This window comes from Paenibacillus sp. FSL P4-0338 (genome assembly GCF_038002365.1).
Classification (GTDB): Bacteria; Bacillota; Bacilli; order Paenibacillales; family Paenibacillaceae; genus Paenibacillus_AQ.
The window spans coordinates 3,087,619-3,106,854 of sequence record NZ_JBBOCG010000001.1; the positions used below are offsets into that span (position 1 = coordinate 3,087,619).

The window sequence follows — 19,236 nt, forward strand, 5'->3', positions numbered from 1 at the left end:
AAAGGAGGAGTTGTAACAATGTCAAAAGAACGCCTGCGGATTGCCGCTTTAGGTGGAGTCCACGAGATCGGAAAAAATATGTATATCCTGCAATATGGTGAAGATATTATCGCCATCGATTGCGGGTCCAAATTCCCCGATGAGAGCCTGCTGGGGATTGACCTGATCATTCCCGACATCGCTTATTTGCTCGACAACCGCGACAAGGTGCGGGCCCTGATTGTTACCCACGGGCATGAAGACCATATCGGCGGCATTCCCTACCTGCTTAAGCAGATGAACCTCCCGCTCTATGCCTCCCGCCTGACCCTCGGCCTGATCGAGACGAAGCTGAAGGAGCACGGGCTGCTCCGGGATGCCCAGCTTCACCGCATTGATGCCGATTCCGAGCTCACTTTCGGTGCGGTGACCACCACCTTCTTCCGGACCAATCACAGTATACCGGACTGTCTGGGCGTGGTGTTCGATACCCCCGAAGGGACAGTCGTCCACACGGGAGATTTCAAATTCGATATGACTCCGGTCAACAAGCAATACCCGGATATTCACAAAATGGCTGCGATCGGCATGAGAGGCGTCCGCTTCCTGCTCTCCGAGAGCACGAACGCAGAACGTCCCGGCTTCACTCCCTCCGAGCAGTTGGTCGGAGCACATATGGAGGAGGCCTTCAAGCAGGCTGAGCGGCGAATCTTCGTCTCTACCTTCGCCTCCAATGTTCACCGCCTCCAGCAGATTGTCGATGCTGCCGGTCTTACCGGACGCAAGCTGGCCTTACTGGGGCGGAGCATGGTGAATGTTGTAAGTGTGTCCAGGGAACTGGGATATCTTAACATCCCTGACGGAATGCTGGTCGAGCCTGTAGAGGCCGCGAAGCTTCCGCCGCAGGAAGTGGCTGTTCTGTGCACAGGCAGCCAAGGTGAGCCGATGGCCGCGTTATCCCGCCTGGCGAATGCGAGCAACCGGCAGATGGAGATTCAGGCCGGAGATACCGTGCTGCTCGCGGCGAATCCGATACCGGGCAATGAACGCAATGTATCGCGGATCGTGGATAATCTCTATATCCTCGGGGCCAAGGTCATCTACGGCTCACGCAGCGAGCTGCATGTCTCCGGCCACGGCAGCCAGGAGGAATTGAAGCTGATGCTGACCCTGATGAAGCCGGAGTACTTCATCCCGATCCACGGCGAATACCGGATGCTGCATCATCACCGGCTGCTGGCTGAAGGGGTCGGGGTGCGGGGAGACCATATTTTCCTGCTCAAGAACGGAGAGGTTGTAGAGTCGGCAGCCGGAGTGGTCCGCCAGTCGGGACGGGTCACAGCGGGGCAGATCTTCGTGGACGGTCTGGGAATTGGCGATATCGGCAATGTAGTGCTGCGGGACCGCCGACAGTTGTCCGCTGACGGGGTGCTAATTACGGTAATTACCCTAAGTCAAGCTGACGGACGGCTGCTTAGTGAACCGGATACCATCTCACGCGGGTTCATCTATGTCCGCAATTCAGACAGTCTGATGGATGAGATTAACCAGCTCGTGAAGGCTACTCTCCAGAAAATGAGTCCGGCGGATCTCGGCCAGTGGAACCTGATCAAGCAGACGCTGAAGGACACGCTCAGCAAGTTCCTGTATGAGCGGACGAAGCGCCGTCCGATGATTCTGCCGATTATCATTGAGGTGTAGGGGGATAAGAAACACTGTATTTTTATAACGAAGCGTAATCGTCACTGCGGTGAACATTTGGACTTCCGGCCGCTGTTGTCTCCAGATTTCCTGATTAGACCGCTGTTTGCGGTAGAAATCCGGAGACAGCTAAGGCTTACGATGCGAGCTTTCCTGGGGAAAGCTTTCAGGCGGTCGCTAACGCTCCTACAGTTCCAAATTTCCCCTCCGTTCCTTTTCGCTTGTCGTTTATTCTTTAGTGTTTCTTATAGTGGAGAAGAGCAAATAAGGGGCGCCTCATATGGGGCGCCCCTTCAACCATAAAAACGTACAAACACACTTACACTTACTAACCACCTACCGCGCACGCTGGCGCAGCGGGTTCCCCTTCTTCGCCTTGAACGTGCTACGCTCCGGCCGCTCTCCGCCTTCAGAGTCCTCCTTGCTTGGCGTTACCGCGAAGAACGATAGTAAGCCGCCAACCGCACCGACTCCTGCCATGGTGCCGAACAAGGTCCAGTGCCCCCGGTTCATCAGCAGAGAGACGACGGGCGGCCCCAGCGCCACCCCGATAAAGCGCATGCTGCTGTACAAGGAAGTGATCGTGCCCCGGCTCTCCTTCTCAATCCCCTCCGTAATCAGCGCATCCATACAAGGCAGCACTACGCCGATCCCGATCCCGCTTAAGCTTAAGAAGCCTACCATGAAATAGATATTCGCGTTAAAGCCTGTAATCAGCATGGCAGCCGTCAGTACAGCCATGCCGCCGAAGCCGAGCCATTTCATCAGCAGCTTGTTTTTGCCGATGATTTTGCCGCTTCTGTAGGAAGCGAGGCACAGCACGGCCAGCGGAATAGCCAGCACGAAGCCTTTGTAAGCGCCATGCAGATTATATTTGGACTCCAGGGTCTCAGATAAGTAGAACAGAACCCCGAAAGTGGCAAACATACAAATCCCGCCAATGGCAAAGATGGCGTACAGCCAGCGGCCTTTTTCATGCAGCACCTCTTTGATGCCGGTCAGGAATTGCTTGAGGCTGGTCTTCTCGGGTTCTTCCTCTGTCTTGGGCTTCTTGACCAGAAAGATCATCAGCCCAAAGGAAATCAGGCAAAGGGCGGGAATGGCGATAAAAGGGGCATACCACAGCAAGGTGCCCAGATAAGCCCCCAGAATCGGGCTCAGCACTTTACCGAAGGTGTTGGAGGTCTCGATGATTCCGAGCCCCTTGCTGACCTCCTTCTCATCCTTGAACAGATCGCCCACAAAGGGAATGACAATCGGAAAGGCGCCTGCTGCTCCAATCCCCTGCACGAACCGTCCGGCAAGAATGATCCAGTACGCCGTGATTCCATTGAAGAACCAGGCAGCGGCAACACATCCTGCTCCGCCCAGGGCGGCAAGGATCAGACTGGGCAGAATGACCTTTTTCCGTCCGAAGCGGTCGGATAGATATCCGGCAATCGGAATCATCAGAATGGCAATAAGGCCATAGACCGTGATGATCATACTGACCTTGAACGCTCCTATTCCCAGCTCCTTGGAAATCTGCGGCAGAATCGGCAATAGCATGGAGTTGCCCAGTGTCATAATCAGCGGGATGGAGGCGAGCGCGATTAATGCCCCTTTTGAACCATTTTCCCCTTGGGACTCTTTTGACCCGTTCATGGACGAACCACCTTCTTTTATATTCGCATCCTGCTTATTGTCGGTCTAACTGCTGTATTTATACCCCTTGGACCTGCCTTTTATAATCAGATACCAGCCGTAGCACAACGAACAGGCCAGTACAGGAGATCACCGGGAACACCACCCTGACCTCACATCTGCCTATTATGGCATAACGGGCAGCCTCTTATCCGTGTCAACAACTTCAGAATGGCGCTCTGTAATATCTCCGTTACCTGCGGGCATGCTATTCCATGTTCAAAATCCAACCCGTAAAGGAGCTTACCTCTATGACAGGAATTCTAGGCGGCAACCCCAAGGATGAACCGTTACATTATGGTGAGATCTTCACCCTCTGGCAGACCTCAATGGCAGCGAAGGGCGCTTTATCAAGCTACAGAGCTTACATGTATCACACCGGGGACAGCGATCTGAAAAAAATTCTGGCCGGGATGATTGATCAGGCAGAGCTGGAGATCAGTGAGTGCGACGAACTGCTGTCCGAGCAGGGTATTGCAGCTGCTCCGGCGCTCCCGAACCGTCCTGAAGCGAGACTGGAGGATATTCCGGTGGGCGCAAGGTTCACAGACCCTGAGATTGCGGCCATGATTGCAGCCAATCTGGCGGTCGGGATGGTGGCATGCAGCCAGGCGATGGGGCAGTCCATCCGTGAGGATATCGGCGCATTATTCGCCAAATATCATCTGACCAAGGCGGCCATCGGCATGAAGAATCTTCATCTGCTGAAGAAAAAAGGCTGGCTGATTCCTCCGCCGCTGCTCGTCAAGAGACCGGAGACGGTCCACGCGTAACGCGGCAGGTTCCGGCATCTGTACAGCAAGAGGCCCGCGATTCTTCGCGGGCCTTCTTCGGGTCCTAATATGTCCTCCTGCCGAATAAGCTATCTATATAGAAAGGAGGAGGACAACATTAACATTTTCATAGGTTATATGGTTCTCGGTTTATCCCTGTCAGCACCCATCGGCCCCATTAATGCCGCCCAATTGGACAAGGGGCTGCGCGGAGGCTTCATGCCGGCCTGGGCGGTGGGTCTAGGTGCGATCAGCGCTGATATCATCTACATGCTGCTTGTCTATCTGGGGATGATCCATCTGCTGGATGCCCCGTTCGTCAAGGCCTTCCTGTGGCTGTTCGGCTTCTTCGTGCTGGTCTATACCGGTATCGAGAGCATCATGCACTCGGGCGAGATTACGGCAGCAGAGACGAGAGGCAGCGGAGCTTCCCTGTCCAAATCCTTCATTTCAGGATTCCTGATGTCGCTGTTCAATCCCCTGTCCATCCTGTTCTGGTTGGGTATTTACGGCTCGATTCTAGCCAAAGCAGTTAACGAATACCCGATGCAGCAGCTTCTGATTTACAGCGGCGCCATTGTTCTCGGTATTCTGCTCTGGGATGTAACCATGGCGGCCGCCTCCAGCATGTTCCGCTCCTTCCTGACTTCGCGAGTGCTGAAGGCGATTTCTGTCTTGTCCGGCTTGTCGCTGGTCGGGTTCGGCCTCTATTTCGGGATTCAGGCCGTCCGGCTGCTGTTCTTTCATTAGACTTTGTGACGGTAATGCTGGACCATCCAGTCACTCAGCGCAATCAACGCTACAATCAAAAGGCTGATATAGAAGCCCGGGCGGCTAAGCTTATGAAACAGCGTTCCGCTGACCGCAGTCAGAATGAGCACCAGCCCGCTCCAGCGCTTCATACCGCTGAGCAGACTTGACTTGAGCAGCTTGGCCGAGGAGAGCAGGATGAACGCCCAGTTATACAGAATCATCAGGCCGGCGGCGGTGGTGACGTATTCATAGACTTTTCCCGGCAGCAGCAAGGCCATAACCACCGTACCCGTCAGACCGACCGCGATCAGGCACAGTGCAAGCAGCGGATACTTGTCCTTCCACTTCTTCGCGAATACCTTGGGCGCATCCCCCTCCTGGGACAGCGTAAGCATCATCGAAGTAATGGCATACAGCGACGCAGTCATCGTCGAGAAGCCCGCAATAATCAGCACCCCGTTGAACAGATACGGCACGAAGGCGAGATGGTCACTGCGCAGGGCCAGGACGAAGGGACTCTCCTTGGGGTTAAAAGCGCTAAGCGGTACCATAATGACCGCAAGTCCAATGGACAAAATGTATACCGTTCCCAGACCCAGTAGCATCACCTTCCCCGCCTTCGGCGCTTCCTCCGGCTTCTGGAGCCGGTAAGACATAATCCCCAGCACCTCAATCCCGCCGTAAGCATAGAAGGCGAAGATGAATGCGGACCACAACCCGATCCCACCGGACGGGAACAGCTCCTTATAGCTCATCGGCACCTTTGGGGTGAACTTGCCGCCCCCAATCCAGCCCGCCAGCAGCGCGGCTGCAATTACCAGGAACATAAGAATAGCCGCCACCTTAATGACGGCCAGCACGTTTTCCACCCGGTCAAAGCCCTTGTTGCCGAAGAATACAATCCCCAGACTGACCACCGCATACCCGGCAGCGAAGACCCACATCGGAACGGCCGGGAACCAGAACCGCGAGAATATGGCCAGTGCGGTGAGCTGGCTGCCCATAATGAGCAGCTCCGAGAACCAGTATAACCAGCCGCTGCCGAACCCGGCCCAATTGCCGAATGCTTGCTTGGCATAGGAGCGGAAGGAGCCTTGCTCCGGCTGCGCCGCTGTCATCCGCGCAAGCGCATCGAATACGGCGTACGTCCCCGCCGCCGCCAGCAGGTAGACCAGCAGCACCGCCGGGCCGCCAATCGAGATCGCCAGACCCGAGCCGAGGAAATACCCGGTGCCGATCGTCCCCGCAATGCCGAGCAGGCTAAGCTGCCACCACTTCAGTTTCTTCTCTTCCTCTGTTGATTCAGAAGTCTGCTTCATGATTTCCGTCCTTATCGTCGAATTAGAGAAATCTCTCTGATTCTATAATTCCCTACGGGCGGAGATTCATGAATAAGTTATTTTTGGAGCCGGTAATGGAGTTATAGGAAGGGTTATACAGCAGCCGGAAGGAACTTGATGCTATGATAGGGCAATTTCCTGTTCGCTGCTTATTCCGGAAGCTGAAACCCTCAGTCTGGCATGTAAGATGCAACAGACACACTAGCACACAATAAATTGGACAAGCCCTGGTCATATCAGGTGCCGCCCGTCCCATTCTCCCGGCTTGTTACTACTGCATCTTCAAGTGATTCAAATGATCCGCAATCCGGATCAGCTCATTAGCAAGGGAGGAGAGCGAGGCCACAAGCTGCTGCTGTCTGTCCGACTCCGGGACTTCGGCTATACGGCTTTGCGTTCGCTCTGGTACGGGAAGCTCTTGTTCACTCTTGGTGTACATCGGGAATCCCTCCTCTATCAGCAGGCGGACAATGGTGCTTAGATGATAGCGTTCCATGCGCAGTTCACTGATCCGTTTTAATAGTTTCAAAGTTTCATAGGGATAGAGCACCTGATCTCCTTGCCGGGTTCTCGGTACGAAGTAAGAGAAATATTCCAGCCATCTCTTCACTGTGGTCGGTGGCAATTTTGATAAATTAATGATTTCCAGCTGGGTGTAATGGCGTACCATAACATCGCTCCTCTTTTTAGTTGGACTTATTTACTTTAATGGTATTCATGTGCCTCGCAATAAATGTGTAAAAACACCTGTTTCTATACTCATCGTCCCCCAAAATAAATAGACTCGGATAAGCCTTACTCGCTACTATTCCGCTGCTTCAATACCAACCAGTTAGAACGGGGAGGCGTCTCTATCCGGGATTTCCGCTGACTGACATCCAAAGGAGCAGTACGAGAAGCTCCGCAGCTTGCTCTGGCGGGACCTGAAGCTGAAGCCCTCCGCCAAGGTCGAACGCTGGTATACGAACTGGAAGCGTCTATATACTTGATTTCGTGCCGGACCTCCGGCGATTACAGAGTCTATACAAAAACGGTATGCCGCCCCCCGGTCAGGGGTTAGGCATACCGTTTCTTGTTGCACCCGCAGCTTTCATTATAGCGGCAGGACCTGCGCATCTGCGCTGTCCCTTCCTTTCAGTGAAAGGCTGCAGGACATGTGAATCCGCTGACATAACCGGTGTACACTGGTTCTCGTGCAGTAGCTACCCATGCCAGACGGACCCTCACTCTTTTCTAGTACCCATTACAGGGAACTTAAAACGCTCTGGCGTGTTCAGAAATTCATATAGACTACTGCGTAATCAGGAAAAGCCTCCATCCATTTCACCATGGTCTTCGGCAGCTTGCTGGTGCCGGACACATTCGTATAGAACCGCACGAAGGTCTCAGGAACCTCGTCTGAATCAGAGGCTTCATCCGAATCAAGCGCAGCCGCCCAGAAATGGCCCTGCTTATCATACATGATGATGGCTTCCGTAAGGGTGAACAGCCCTCTCACGCCACCCCGCACCACCCGCGCACCCTTGCCGTCCAGATCCTTCGGCTCATCCAGCAGCTGCATACTGTACAGGAACAAGTCATAATCTTCCCCTACCAGTTTACGGAAGGCTTTGTCATCTGCCGCTGTCTTGAAGACACCAGTGTCCCTCAGAGTGTAGACGTTCTCTTGCGGGTCTCTTGTATACTGGCCGGTGTAGGTTACATTAGCACCGGCAGAATACACCGGCGAAGGGCTGGTTACATGCAGGCTGCCGTTCAGCAGATAAAAGAAGACCACTGAACCGTCCTCTTCCTTGTAGACGGCCATCCGTTTGCGGACCACTGCCGATTCTTCATGCAACTGGCCGGAATGGGCTCCATCGTAGGCATCGATAGAGAAGACCAGCTTATCGCTCTTGACGTTGCTGAATTCAACATAAGATCCATAGAAAGGCGATTGACTCTGCATATACCATTCCCCCTGCCAATCCGCAGCGGATGGCACCTTGGAGCTCGCTGCGGCGGCAGACGTCAATGCCTCTACCGGAAGCTGGCGGGTACCGTCCGGATTGCTCCATACCCCGGCGAATCCGGTGCCGGGAATCCACCAGCCCTGGAAATGACCGGTCTCCTTGCCCTTGGCATCATACTCATACATATGGGCGATTTTACCGTTGACATTGCCGGTGAGTCTGATCGTCTTTTTGTATTTATCATAATAATAACTGCCGGTCAGCTTGCCCCCGCTCTCCACCTTAATGGACATATGGATCGGCAGATTTCCATTGATGGCCCCCGTCAGGGGCACCAGGCCGTTCGTTACCGGACTCTGGGCCGCTGAAGCGGCAGCGGCCACCGTCCCGGCCGGCGCAGCCTTCGCCTGTACCGGAGCAGCCTCTGCCCCCGGCGGCACCAGAATGGCAGGCAGCAGCAGCGCGGCCGCCAGCAGGGTACTGATTTTACGGATAATTCTCACTATAATCCCTCCCTTTTACAACCCTCTATAACAGCTATGTTACACTGCATGCCATCAATTACCCTTTTACAAGCAGGTCAAGCGCAGGAAATAGCGCCATTCAAAGAAAAAATATCCCTCCCATAAAGCCATGGTGTGCATTACAAGCATCAGGGTAATTCTATATACAAAGGAGATGATCCGTTATGCCAGAACATCATTCAACAAGCCGTGAGCAAGATGAATCTATAATCAAGCTCAGCTTCCACGCTGATGGCCTGCTCCCGAACAATCCTCAGCTTGCCGCCGTGCTGTACAAAGGTGTTCTCCGGGACCACCCGGAAGACACAGAACAGATCTTCAATAACAATGGTTGGCTGAATAGCTGGGTGAATGGCGTCTTCCCCTATCACCACTATCACAGCAATGCGCATGAGGTGCTGGGCGTGATCTCCGGCAGCGCCAGCCTTCAGCTTGGCGGAGATGCCGGATACACCGCCGAAGTTGAGGCCGGTGATGTTGTGGCGCTGCCTGCCGGGACGGCACACAAGAAGCTCTCGGCCACGCCGGACTTCCGTATTGCAGGCGCATATCCCGGCGGCATGGACTATAACACCCGCCAGGCCAATGCAGACGACTTCGCTGCGGCGCTCCTCGAGATCCGCGAAGTCCCGCTGCCGGAGCGTGATCCCGTCTATGGCGAAACAGGGCCGCTGCTGCGGCTGTGGAAGTAGCAGCAGTGCCTGAGCCATACGCTTAAACAGCGGAGCGGGCGGAACGACCCGCGTACCAAGCGTAGCGTTCGCCTTGATCTCCGGATGTTCACCGCTCCGCTTTTGCAGTCCAGGGATTAACTTATGCGTTTGGCCCCTGATCCGCTCATTCCCCTGGACAATACTATATAATGTTGTGTACAAATATCTGCTTAGGCATGGAGCCGGAAGTGAAGGGGGACTCTTGGATGTATCGGGTAGCGGTATGTGAGGATGAAGAACAGCAGCGGGAGCTGGTGAAGAAGATTCTGGTCGGCTTGTCCGTCAAGACGGATACCGAATTTGAAATCGAGCTGTTTCCCTCGGGAGAGAAGTTAATCTCCCACTATGAACGGGGCGGAGCCCCCTTCCATATCCTGATACTGGATGTGGAGATGGGAGGTATGAACGGGATTCAGGCGGCGCGCCGTTTGAGAAGCCGGAAGCATTTTGACGAACAGATTATCTTCCTGACCAGCTACCCTGAATATATGGTGGAGAGCTTCGACGTGATTACCTTCCAGTATCTGATCAAGCCCGTCGCCCCGCAGCTCCTGGAGGAGAAAATTCTTAAGCTGTGTGATTACTTCCAGGCCCAGGATAAGAAGTTCATGGTCATTAAGTCCGGGTATGAGGAGGTCGTCTTGCGGCATGATGATATTATCGGGATTGAGGCGGCTAAGAGCCTGACGGTCAAGAGCAAGCTGAATGTAATTACCACCACGGGAATCTATGAGACCAGAGGAATTATTGCAGAGTACGCTTCAGCACTGCGGGACAGCCATTTCCTGCATATCCACCGTTCGATTATTATCAATCTGCTGCATGTCCACAAGTTCGCGGGCGGCTCCGTGCTGATGTCGGGCGGGCAGGAGTTCCCGATCGGCCGGTCCAAAATCAAAGAGGTTAAGGACTTCTACACCAAATTCATGATCATGAAGGGCAGCTCCTATGACACACTATAATCTGACCCTTGTCGTCTGTGTGGTGCTGGTGATGTGCTTTCAGACCCAATTCTTCTTTGCCTCTGTATTTGATAAGTCCGCCAGGAAGCCTAACCGGATCATTTATTTCCTCATCTACGGGGTGCTCTGCTTCCTCTACCTGGTCAGCCCGCTGTCCCCTCTATTCTCCTCCGGCGTAGCCCTGCTGATGATCTTCAGTATGGCGCAAGCCTATAAGGTGGAGATGAAGACGCAGGTGATCTTCTCCATGCTGTACGCTGTGCTGATGACGGTGGTCAGCTTTATCTCGCTGTATATTTTCTCAATGATAGATTCGGTAGACTACACCAGCATGGACGGGGGTACGGGGATTGACCGGCCGGCCTTCATCAAGGGGCTGATCCTGAGCTGCATTATTATGTTCCCGGTGATTCAGATCATCCGGCTGATCTCCAAGCGCCGAAGCGTATCCCTGCCCTACCGGTATTATGTGATGTTCCTGCTCGTCCCGCTCATCAGCACCTATCAGATCAACATTCTTACGGTTAACAGCACGAAGGATTTCTATTATTTCTTTGCGATTCTCGGCTTCCTGTTCCTGAATGTGATGATTGTCTATATCTTCGATACGATAACGGACAAATTCCAGTTCATGCATGAGAACGCCCAGCTCCAGCACCAGATGAACTATCAGGACGCCAACTATGAGAAGACGGTGCACAGCTTCAAGTCGATCAAAAGAATCATCCACGATACCCATCAGCAGTTCCTCTACATTGAAGAGTGTATCCGGCGGGATGATCCGGCGGCGGCTCTTGCGCATATCAAGCTTACGCTGAATAAAGTAGAGGATGCCTACCAGCGGGTCAACACCGGCCATCTGGCGGTGGATGCGCTGGTCACGAACACGTTGAATATCGGACAAGCGAACGGCATCCGCATCGATACCCGGCTTAAGCTGTTGCCTGGGGAGCTTCACATCGACCGTTATGACCTGTGCGTTGTGCTGGGCAATATGCTGGATAATGCCATTGAAGCCTCCAAAAAAGTACGGCTGGCCGAGGACCGCTACATTCTGATCCAGATGCACTCCAGTGAATCCGCGTTGTTCATACGCATCCTGAATCATACCGCCCCGGAGACTACCTCTTTGCAGAGCCGGAAGCCGGACCCGGAATACCATGGCATCGGTCTGACCAATATATCCAGAATCTGCGAGAAGTACGGCGGCAATATGACGATTGAGGCCGGGCATCGGGAATTCAACAATATGGTGGTCCTCCCCTTCTCGCGCGAAGCTTCTATATAAAATGCGCTTAAGGGATCGTAATCCGCGTTTCAGGGTTATTCAGGCCATGCTCCTCTCTTCTGCCTGTATGATAACTTCAGGAAGATTACCTAAGAGACACAAGAGGAGGAATTCATGATGAACAAGTTAACTTCAGTCGTATTGGCGGCCATGCTGGTGATGCCCGCAGCCCAGGTGTCGGCGCAGGAGAAGGAGACGGCAGCGCAGGCCAAAGCGCAGGAGCTGGGTAAGAAGATCTTATCCGATTACGGAGTAAGCGGACTCCAGTATGCCGTCCGGGACCAGGGCAAGGTTACAATGTCGGGCGGCTTCGGTGTATCCGATAAGGCAGCCGGAACTCCCATCACGAAGGATACCATGTTCGGCATCGGCTCCGTCAGCAAAATGCATGTCTCCGCAGCCACGATGATGCTTGCCGAAGATCAGATCATTGACATCGACCAGCCGCTGACTACGTATCTGCCGCAGTTCAAGATGGCCGATGAGCGCTACAAGAAGATTACACCCCGCATGTTAATGAACCATTCCTCGGGCCTGTACGGCAGCCACTACGGGAACAGCATTCTGATGGATGATAGCGATACACAGAATCATGATGACCTGCTGACAAGGCTTCAGTCTGAGCGGCTCAAATCTGATCCCGGCGCATATTCCGTATATTGCAATGACGGCTTTCAACTGCTGGAGCTGATGATTGAGCAGGTGACCGGCAGCAGCTATACAGAGTTCCTGGATCAGCACATGAGCACTCCGCTGAAGCTAAGCTCCACCAAGACGCCGCTGGACACCTTTAACCGGCAGCAGCTCGCCAAGACCTACTTCCCTGGTCTAACGCAGGCATTGCCTAGCGAGAATGCCAATATCCTCGGAGCAGGCGGCCTCTATTCCACAGCCGAGGATCTGACTACATTCGCCGAGATGCTGAACGGCAAGCACCCGGATGTTCTGTCAAAAGCCTCCGCTACAGCGATGCAGCAGCCTGAATACAAGAACGGGCTCTGGGTGCCTGAGGAGAGAAACAGCTTCAATTACGGTCTGGGCTGGGATGCCGTAGATCTGGCACCATTCGGTGATTACGGAATCAAGGCCTTATCCAAAGGCGGAGATACCATCATGTATCACGCTGACCTGATTACCCTGCCGGAATCCGATATCTCCATCGCGGTGCTCTCTTCAGGAGGAAGCTCAATCTATAACACCATTTTCGCCACCAATGTGTTGCTGGCCTACCTGAAGGATACCGAGAAGATTAAGCAGATTCTGCCGGACGCCACCTTCACTCCTCCCGTCAAAGCGGCTATGCCTGCCGAGCTGGAAGCCTATTCGGGATTATACGGTACTGTCGGCGCAACCACTGCCATAGCCATTAAGAATGGAGCACTCAACCTGCCTGAGCTGGAGGGCGGTCTGATTCCTGCACAGAAGTATATCTATACCGGCAAGGGACAGTTCACGAGCCCGGACGGCAGTGCCGCTGTGAGCTTCGATAAGCAGAAGAACGGCAAAACCTATCTGAAGCTGAACACCCACTTAACTATCCCCGGTATCGGTCAAATGCTGATGGTCACGTACGAGTATCAGAAGCTGGATGCTAATCCGCTGAAAGCTTCTACGAAGCAGGCTTGGGCACAGAGAGACGGGAAGCATTACTACGCTGTGGATGAGAAAATCAATTCTTTCTTCTACCTCTCCCCTTCCATCTTGACGAAGACTGTGAAGATTGAACAGGGCTACGCCACCGGGACGCGGATTGTGGACGAGAACACCGCCGTCAATGCGGCTGAAATCCCGGTCATGAACGGTAGGGATGCCTTCGATCTGACCTTTTCCAAGCAGAACGGTGCCGAATATTTAACCATCGACGGCAATGCTTATATCAGCGGGGATGCCGTGAAGCCGATCTACGGAGGGCCGGCCTCTACCAGCACCGTTCCTGCGGGCGGCCAGAGCGTCTGGTTCAAGATCGATAAGAAGGCGGCCGGCAAAACCATGACCGTTACAGCTCCCCCAAGCGGCGGATACGTTGTCTATGATGCGGACGGGATGATTGTAAGCCACTCCAAAGTTAGCAAAAAACCTTCAGTCCAATTGCCGCAAGGCGGAATGGCAGTCTTCGGCGGGCAGGCGGGCGATGTGTTTAAGATCGAGCTGAGATAACGCTTTCAACTTTTCATCCAAAATTTCTCCCTTCTCCCAAACTTGCTTAATGGGTTACAGTTGTGTTTTAATGTTATCAAATTGAATAATACTCTTATCCAGAGTTCGGTGGAGGGCTTCGCCCGATGATACCGCTGTGACCGGCATGCTATAAGCATATAAGTCACAGCACTAGAGGCATCCCGGATGCCTTGCAAAGATGAGAGGGTGCTGACAGTTGATGAGACTGCCCCCTTTAAATAGGGGGCTTTTTGTTTGAGAAGGGAGAGAAATGCATGACAGAATGGATTACGGAGTTTATACTTTTTTTCAAAGATTTGTCGTATGCCGGAATCATGATCGCCTTATCCTTTGAATTTGTGCCTGCTGAAATCGTGCTTCCGCTTGCCGGATATTGGGTGTATCTGGGGGATATGAAGCTTCTGCTGACCATTCTGGCCGGTACGGTCGGCGGCACCCTCGGTCCGCTGACATTGTATGCCCTTGGCCGGTTCGGGGGCAGACCTATGGTGAATAAATACGGCAAGTATCTGTTCATCCGCCCGCATCACCTGGACGCTTCCGACCGTTTTTTTGAGAAATACGGCAGCGGTGTGGCCTTCTACGGGCGCTTCATTCCAGGTGTGAGAACGCTGATCTCCATCCCTTGCGGGATTGCCAAAATGAATGTGTTCAAATTCAGTCTGTATACCTTCCTGGCCATGCTGCCGATCACTTCGATCTATGTCTATCTGGGCTACAAGCTGGGCTCACAATGGGAGCATGTGGATGAGATCGTCAAGCCATACATTCTTCCAGCGGCAACCCTGTTCCTGCTCGGCTTCGGGCTGTACGTCTTTTCCAAGCGGTACCGGAGACGGCAGGCTTAATCCACATTATTTGCAGTTCAAATTCAGGAGGAAATCATGGAAAACTGGTACAATTGGCTAAATTACTTACTGTTAGGCCTCGTACAGGGGGTGACGGAACCGATTCCCGTCTCCTCCAGCGGGCACTTAATCATTGCCCAGCGGCTGCTTGGGATGAAGCAGAATGGACTCTCTTTTGAAATCTTAACGAATACGGCTTCATTGATCGCCATCTGTTTTATTTTCCGCAAAGATATCATGGACTTAATCACAGGGTTCTTCCGTTATCTGAAGACGCGCGATACGAAGTACCGGTCCGAATTCATGTTCTGTATCTACATCGTTATCGGCACAATCCCTGCAGCGGTTGCTGCCGTATTCTTCAAGGATACGATCGAACGCGTCTTCACCTCTGTACATACCGTATCCATCAGCTTACTTGTTACAGGGGTTGCCCTCTGGCTGATCCGCAATCTGCGCGGCCAGAAAAGAGACGGCAATCTCAAAGTGAAGGATGCCATCATCGTCGGGCTGGCCCAGGCCGTAGCGCTGATTCCAGGGATCAGCCGTTCCGGTTCAACCGTGATTGCCTCGATTGCCGTAGGGATGAAGCAGGAGACCGCCCTGAAGTTCTCCTTCATGCTGTACATTCCGATCAGTATCGGGGGCCTGATCCTCGGCGCATCCGATATCGCGAATGATCCGAACCGTGCGGCGCTGGCGATGCCCTACCTGATCGCCTTCCTCACCACCCTCGTCGCCACCTACTATGCCATGCGCTGGTTCATCGGCATTATGGCGAAGGGCAATCTGATTTACTTTTCATACTACTGCTTCGTAGCGGGTACGTTGCTGCTGATTTTCATGTAAAAGCACATACTCTCAAACCAAAGAGCAGCACTTCTTCCATATAGGAGGAGTGCTGCTCTTGTATTTATTACACTATTGTTGTCCCATCAGTATCTTCGCATAAGGCGAATCGATCGGGATCATGATGACCGGCTCATTCTTCAGCGTGGTCACATAACTCTGCAACGTACGGTAGAAGCTATAGAATTGAGGAGATTTGCCATAGGCCAGGTTATAGATCTTGGCGGCTTCCCCTTCGCCTTCGGCGATAATCTTCTTCGAGTCGGCTTCAGCCTGGGCCATCAGCTCCCGGGAGGCACGGTCCGCCTTGGAGGTGATCTTCCGGGATTCCTCGTCCCCTTCGGACAGATAACGTGCAGCAATGGATTGACGGTCCGAGATCATCCGGTTGTACACGCTCTGCTTGTTCTCTTCCGGCAGGTCGGTACGCTTGATCCGTACATCAATGACTTCTATACCGTAGTTATCCCGTGTCAAAGCGGCTACTACGTCCTTAGTAATCTCATCGTTAATATTGCCCCGTCCGGTATCCTCACTGATGATATTCTCATAGTTGACCTCCGACAGCTTACGGCGCACCGAGTTGTAGACCGCTTCATCGATACGCTGGACCCCGCCGCTGACCGATTGCACGGTTCTCAGGAACTGCGAGGCGTTGGTGATTCTCCAGACGGTATAATTATCGACCACAATCGGCTTCTGGTCCTTGGTCAGAATGCTGGTCGGCGAGCTCTCGTACGTCATCTGATACTTGGGAAGCTCCGAGACATTCTCGACAAAAGGAAGCTTGAACTTCAGCCCCGGCTCCTCCACCGCACGCATCGCTTCACCGAAACGGAGAACAACCTTATATTCCCCTTCCTTCACGATGTACATAGAGCCAGCCAGCAGAATAATTAGAACGATAGATGATATCAATAGGATGATCGGGTTTCTTTTCACTTGGCATCTCCTCCTTGCGGTGCGGCTGAAGGCGCCGGATTCACAGCGGCAGGAGCAGAGGTGCTATCCTTGGTGCTGCGCATCAGCTCATTTAGCGGCAGATAGTTCACAGTGTCACTGTTCGAGTTCGTAATGAAGATCTTGGCGTTAGGCAGAATCGTCTCCAGGGTCTCCAGAACTAGCCGGCTCTCGGTGACACTCTGATTATTGGCATATTCTGCAAAAATCGCATTAAACCGCGCCACATCCCCCTGCGCATTCAGGATACGCGACTTCTTCTCGCCTTCGGCCCGCTCCAGCAGGGCCTGCGCTTCACCGCGCGCCTTCGGAATGATATCGTTCTCATACTTCTTGGCGTTGTTGATCTTCGTATTCTTCTCTTCACGGGCATTCGTCACCTCGCGGAAGGCTTCCTCCACCTGGCCGCTTGGCGGCTCAATATCCTGGAACTTGATATCGATGATCTGAATGCCGGTGTTGTATTTCTTCTGCAGATCCACCAGCAGCACGCGGACCTTATCCTGAATGACCGTCTTCCCGTCGGTAATCGCATAGTCCAGCTTCTCAGAACCAATCACGGCACGGATCGAGGAGCTGGCCGAGTTACGCAGGAATTTGTCCGGGTCATCAATGTTATACAGGTAATCACGGATATTACTGATCTTCCACTGGACTACCGCATCGGCAGAGACAATATTCTCATCGCCCGTAATCATCATGGCTTCATCATCCACCGGCACCGCTCCATCCGACTCCTGGCGGTATCCGATATGAATCCGCTGGGTCAGTTCCGCAGGCACGGTAATTACATCCTGGATGGGATAGGGCCACTTGAAATGAAGCCCGGCTGAGCTCTCACTCGTATACTTGCCGAAGGTCAGAATAGCCGCACGTTCCTGCTCCTGCACCGTATAAAATGAGGTGGCGCCGATATACAAAAGTACAGCCGCAGCCGCTACCCCCACCCCTATCCTTTTGTACATGCCCGGCTTCAACTTCGGCAGCTTGAACCCTGGGATATTATCGCCATTCTGGTTCATGAAATTCAAGATGCATCGCTCCTTTTGGCGTATTTTAGTCGTAATAAAGGTATATATACGGTAATAAAACAAAAAAGTCGCAACTAATTCAGTTTTGTTCAAGCTTTCTTCATTTTGCTGCGTTTCTCTCTGTCAATTGCCACTATTTCACTGTTTGTACTCATTTGAAATATTGACCATTGGAATATTATAGAATATTATTACAACTATAAATATTTTTTGGAATCCAGTCAGGTGGTGTATTCATGGTCGCAACGATTGCCACAATTCGAGATGCATTGGCAATGTATCTGTCTCAGCAGGGGATGTCCATTCATCAATTCTCCATTCACACGGGTATTAATTCAGGAACACTTAGCCGGTTGCTTAAGGGTCAGCAGCCTATTGCTATGGACCATCTGGTACGGATTACCCAAGGGATGGAGCTGCCAGAGGACCACTTCTACAGCTTATATGTAGACGAATGTTCTCTTCACTCCCCCCCCCACCTGGCGGCGTTTGAGGCCGTTTCTTTTGCGTTCAGCCGAGCTTGGGCGTCTGGATTGCATTGAACAGGTGGTTCAGCAATTGCTGGAGAAGCTGACCTACGCTCCCATGTTGTTTGAAGTAGCTGAGGGGCTATTTCAGGAGGGGCAATGGCAAGCTGCGGCTCTGCTCTACAAGAATGTGAGCGACTGTGAGAAATACCAGAACTCCGAGCGGCTGGCGGTGTGCCAGTACCGCCTCTTCCGGATCGCCCTTGGCGACGATCAGACCCGGAATCTGCAGGCGGCGCATATCTTTGAATGTTATTTGAACAGGCTGGATGAGGCGGATCAGTTGGATGGGATTAAAAACTTAGTAAATGTGTATTATTCACTACATAAATGGGCAAAAGCAGATAAATTAGCTCAGGATATGCTCCATCTGGCTATGCTTCGTTATAATCTTCAACGTAAATCAAATCGCAGGATGACTGACGAGAAAAAACCTGAAAAACCACTATGTTTCTATATTTATTACTCTCATCTAATGCGCGCAAGTATATGTGAGGAACATCATGATTATACATCAGCACTAAAGTTCGTCACGCTCTACACAGATGCAAGCTGGGTATCCAAAGATGATGAAGATGCAAGAAGGACTGTAGCTCAGTTTCAGGAGTGGGGTACAGCAAATACTTTGCTCTATCAGGTCATGTCAGGTCAACAGGAAGTTCTTTCAGAGTATGTCGATCATATCTCACCTCAAAGTGATGAGATATTCGTTGCTTTATCTAATATCTTAACATCGGCTAACCGCTACGGATGGAATGTTGATTATATTCTGGAACGATTTGCTAACTTTATCCCATATCAGACATATGCTACAGAGTTTGGCGGTTATAACCAGCAGATTATGTCAGATCAGCATACCAAATTCCTTGCAGAATTAGCAGCTTATCATCTACACAACAAGCGCAAAGAAGGCATCCAATTTATCATACAAAGCCTAGAATCATCTGCTAGAATTAATAACGAAAGTACAGCGATCAAATGTGCTGATCTGTTTGGAAAACATCGGGATCAAGCAGATGAGAAAGCACAAGTACAATACAACCTTCAAATAGGACCATACTTGTAAGGCTATTAACTTCTTCTGCACACCAAAAACCCCCGGAGAAGCGCCATTTAGCGTTTTCTCGGGGGTTTTACCTATCCGGGTTAATTCCTCGTCTTATTACGGAAATAAT

Annotated in this window: 17 protein-coding genes; 11 read left to right on the top strand and 6 right to left on the bottom strand. The window is 52.3% G+C overall.

What is annotated here, in order from left to right:
• Positions 1-18 precede the first annotated feature (18 nt).
• Positions 19-1,680 (top strand): ribonuclease J, encoded by a 1,662-nt coding sequence (locus MKZ07_RS13605; RefSeq protein ID WP_036699606.1) that lies wholly within the window; start codon positions 19-21, stop codon positions 1,678-1,680.
• Between the two features lie 336 nt (positions 1,681-2,016).
• On the opposite strand, the gene MKZ07_RS13610 is transcribed toward MKZ07_RS13605, so the two are convergent.
• Positions 2,017-3,324, bottom strand: a complete 1,308-nt coding sequence (locus tag MKZ07_RS13610) for an MFS transporter (RefSeq protein ID WP_051493966.1) — start codon at positions 3,322-3,324, stop codon at positions 2,017-2,019.
• Between the two features lie 290 nt (positions 3,325-3,614).
• Here MKZ07_RS13610 and MKZ07_RS13615 point away from each other — a divergent pair, with 290 nt between their 5' ends.
• Both MKZ07_RS13615 and MKZ07_RS13620 read left to right on the top strand, forming a co-directional pair.
• Positions 3,615-4,136, top strand: a complete 522-nt coding sequence (locus MKZ07_RS13615) for a DUF3231 family protein (protein ID WP_036699608.1) — start codon at positions 3,615-3,617, stop codon at positions 4,134-4,136.
• A gap of 138 nt (positions 4,137-4,274) precedes the next feature.
• On the top strand, positions 4,275-4,886 hold the full coding sequence (locus MKZ07_RS13620) for a LysE family transporter (protein ID WP_235218545.1): 612 nt from the start codon (positions 4,275-4,277) through the stop codon (positions 4,884-4,886).
• Here the strand turns inward: MKZ07_RS13620 and MKZ07_RS13625 are convergent.
• The 3 genes from MKZ07_RS13625 to MKZ07_RS13635 form a co-directional block, all read right to left on the bottom strand.
• Positions 4,883-6,208 carry an amino acid permease gene (locus MKZ07_RS13625; protein ID WP_036699611.1) on the bottom strand — a complete coding sequence of 442 codons (1,326 nt, stop codon included), beginning with the start codon at positions 6,206-6,208 and terminating at the stop codon, positions 4,883-4,885. The two genes, MKZ07_RS13620 and MKZ07_RS13625, sit on opposite strands and share 4 nt — an antisense overlap.
• Positions 6,209-6,500: 292 nt before the next feature.
• Complete coding sequence (locus MKZ07_RS13630; protein WP_036699613.1) at positions 6,501-6,899, bottom strand: MerR family transcriptional regulator; 399 nt, start codon at positions 6,897-6,899, stop codon at positions 6,501-6,503.
• A 603-nt stretch (positions 6,900-7,502) separates the two neighbouring features.
• Entirely contained in the window at positions 7,503-8,684 is a 1,182-nt protein-coding gene (locus MKZ07_RS13635; protein ID WP_341026142.1) for a hypothetical protein, read from the bottom strand.
• 185 nt (positions 8,685-8,869) lie between these two features.
• Here MKZ07_RS13635 and MKZ07_RS13640 point away from each other — a divergent pair, with 185 nt between their 5' ends.
• From MKZ07_RS13640 to MKZ07_RS13665, 6 genes are all read left to right on the top strand, one after another.
• The gene (locus MKZ07_RS13640) at positions 8,870-9,397 is read left to right on the top strand and encodes a cupin domain-containing protein (protein WP_341026144.1); all 528 of its coding nucleotides are present in this window, start codon (positions 8,870-8,872) and stop codon (positions 9,395-9,397) included.
• Between the two features lie 227 nt (positions 9,398-9,624).
• Positions 9,625-10,380: a LytR/AlgR family response regulator transcription factor gene (locus MKZ07_RS13645; protein WP_036699618.1), complete on the top strand. Its 756-nt coding sequence runs from the start codon at positions 9,625-9,627 to the stop codon at positions 10,378-10,380.
• Entirely contained in the window at positions 10,367-11,668 is a 1,302-nt protein-coding gene (locus tag MKZ07_RS13650; protein ID WP_036699621.1) for an ATP-binding protein, read from the top strand. The genes MKZ07_RS13645 and MKZ07_RS13650 overlap by 14 nt, the downstream gene beginning before the upstream one ends.
• A gap of 117 nt (positions 11,669-11,785) precedes the next feature.
• Positions 11,786-13,825, top strand: coding sequence for a serine hydrolase domain-containing protein (locus tag MKZ07_RS13655; RefSeq protein ID WP_036699625.1), 2,040 nt, complete (start codon positions 11,786-11,788; stop codon positions 13,823-13,825).
• A gap of 275 nt (positions 13,826-14,100) precedes the next feature.
• A complete protein-coding gene (locus tag MKZ07_RS13660) occupies positions 14,101-14,694 on the top strand; it encodes a DedA family protein (protein ID WP_036699627.1) in 594 nt (197 codons plus the stop codon).
• Between the two features lie 36 nt (positions 14,695-14,730).
• Positions 14,731-15,543, top strand: coding sequence for an undecaprenyl-diphosphate phosphatase (locus MKZ07_RS13665; RefSeq protein ID WP_036699629.1), 813 nt, complete (start codon positions 14,731-14,733; stop codon positions 15,541-15,543).
• Positions 15,544-15,615: 72 nt separating this feature from the next.
• Here MKZ07_RS13665 and hflC read toward each other — a convergent pair whose 3' ends face one another.
• Together hflC and hflK are read right to left on the bottom strand one after the other, a co-directional pair.
• Positions 15,616-16,485 carry a protease modulator HflC gene (gene hflC, locus MKZ07_RS13670; RefSeq protein WP_036699631.1) on the bottom strand — a complete coding sequence of 290 codons (870 nt, stop codon included), beginning with the start codon at positions 16,483-16,485 and terminating at the stop codon, positions 15,616-15,618.
• Complete coding sequence (gene hflK / locus MKZ07_RS13675; RefSeq protein ID WP_076154368.1) at positions 16,482-17,525, bottom strand: FtsH protease activity modulator HflK; 1,044 nt, start codon at positions 17,523-17,525, stop codon at positions 16,482-16,484. The genes hflC and hflK overlap by 4 nt, the downstream gene beginning before the upstream one ends.
• Positions 17,526-17,770: 245 nt before the next feature.
• Here hflK and MKZ07_RS13680 point away from each other — a divergent pair, with 245 nt between their 5' ends.
• On the top strand, positions 17,771-18,076 hold the full coding sequence (locus MKZ07_RS13680) for a helix-turn-helix domain-containing protein (protein WP_235218546.1): 306 nt from the start codon (positions 17,771-17,773) through the stop codon (positions 18,074-18,076).
• Positions 18,077-18,092: 16 nt separating this feature from the next.
• On the top strand, positions 18,093-19,127 hold the full coding sequence (locus MKZ07_RS13685) for a transcriptional regulator (RefSeq protein ID WP_341026147.1): 1,035 nt from the start codon (positions 18,093-18,095) through the stop codon (positions 19,125-19,127).
• The last annotated feature ends 109 nt before the right edge of the window (positions 19,128-19,236 follow it).

Excerpts from the sequence above, each read along its gene's own strand:
- MKZ07_RS13660 (WP_036699627.1), top strand. The coding sequence starts at position 14,101 with ATGACAGAATGGATTACGGAGTTTATACTTTTTTTCAAAGATTTGTCG.
- MKZ07_RS13605 (WP_036699606.1), top strand. The coding sequence starts at position 19 with ATGTCAAAAGAACGCCTGCGGATTGCCGCTTTAGGTGGAGTCCACGAG.
- MKZ07_RS13625 (WP_036699611.1), bottom strand. The coding sequence starts at position 6,208 with ATGAAGCAGACTTCTGAATCAACAGAGGAAGAGAAGAAACTGAAGTGG.
- MKZ07_RS13630 (WP_036699613.1), bottom strand. The coding sequence starts at position 6,899 with ATGGTACGCCATTACACCCAGCTGGAAATCATTAATTTATCAAAATTG.
- MKZ07_RS13640 (WP_341026144.1), top strand. The coding sequence starts at position 8,870 with ATGCCAGAACATCATTCAACAAGCCGTGAGCAAGATGAATCTATAATC.
- MKZ07_RS13615 (WP_036699608.1), top strand. The coding sequence starts at position 3,615 with ATGACAGGAATTCTAGGCGGCAACCCCAAGGATGAACCGTTACATTAT.
- MKZ07_RS13680 (WP_235218546.1), top strand. The coding sequence starts at position 17,771 with ATGGTCGCAACGATTGCCACAATTCGAGATGCATTGGCAATGTATCTG.
- hflK (WP_076154368.1), bottom strand. The coding sequence starts at position 17,525 with ATGAACCAGAATGGCGATAATATCCCAGGGTTCAAGCTGCCGAAGTTG.
- MKZ07_RS13655 (WP_036699625.1), top strand. The coding sequence starts at position 11,786 with ATGAACAAGTTAACTTCAGTCGTATTGGCGGCCATGCTGGTGATGCCC.
- MKZ07_RS13650 (WP_036699621.1), top strand. The coding sequence starts at position 10,367 with ATGACACACTATAATCTGACCCTTGTCGTCTGTGTGGTGCTGGTGATG.
- MKZ07_RS13610 (WP_051493966.1), bottom strand. The coding sequence starts at position 3,324 with ATGAACGGGTCAAAAGAGTCCCAAGGGGAAAATGGTTCAAAAGGGGCA.
- MKZ07_RS13645 (WP_036699618.1), top strand. The coding sequence starts at position 9,625 with ATGTATCGGGTAGCGGTATGTGAGGATGAAGAACAGCAGCGGGAGCTG.
- MKZ07_RS13665 (WP_036699629.1), top strand. The coding sequence starts at position 14,731 with ATGGAAAACTGGTACAATTGGCTAAATTACTTACTGTTAGGCCTCGTA.
- MKZ07_RS13620 (WP_235218545.1), top strand. The coding sequence starts at position 4,275 with ATGGTTCTCGGTTTATCCCTGTCAGCACCCATCGGCCCCATTAATGCC.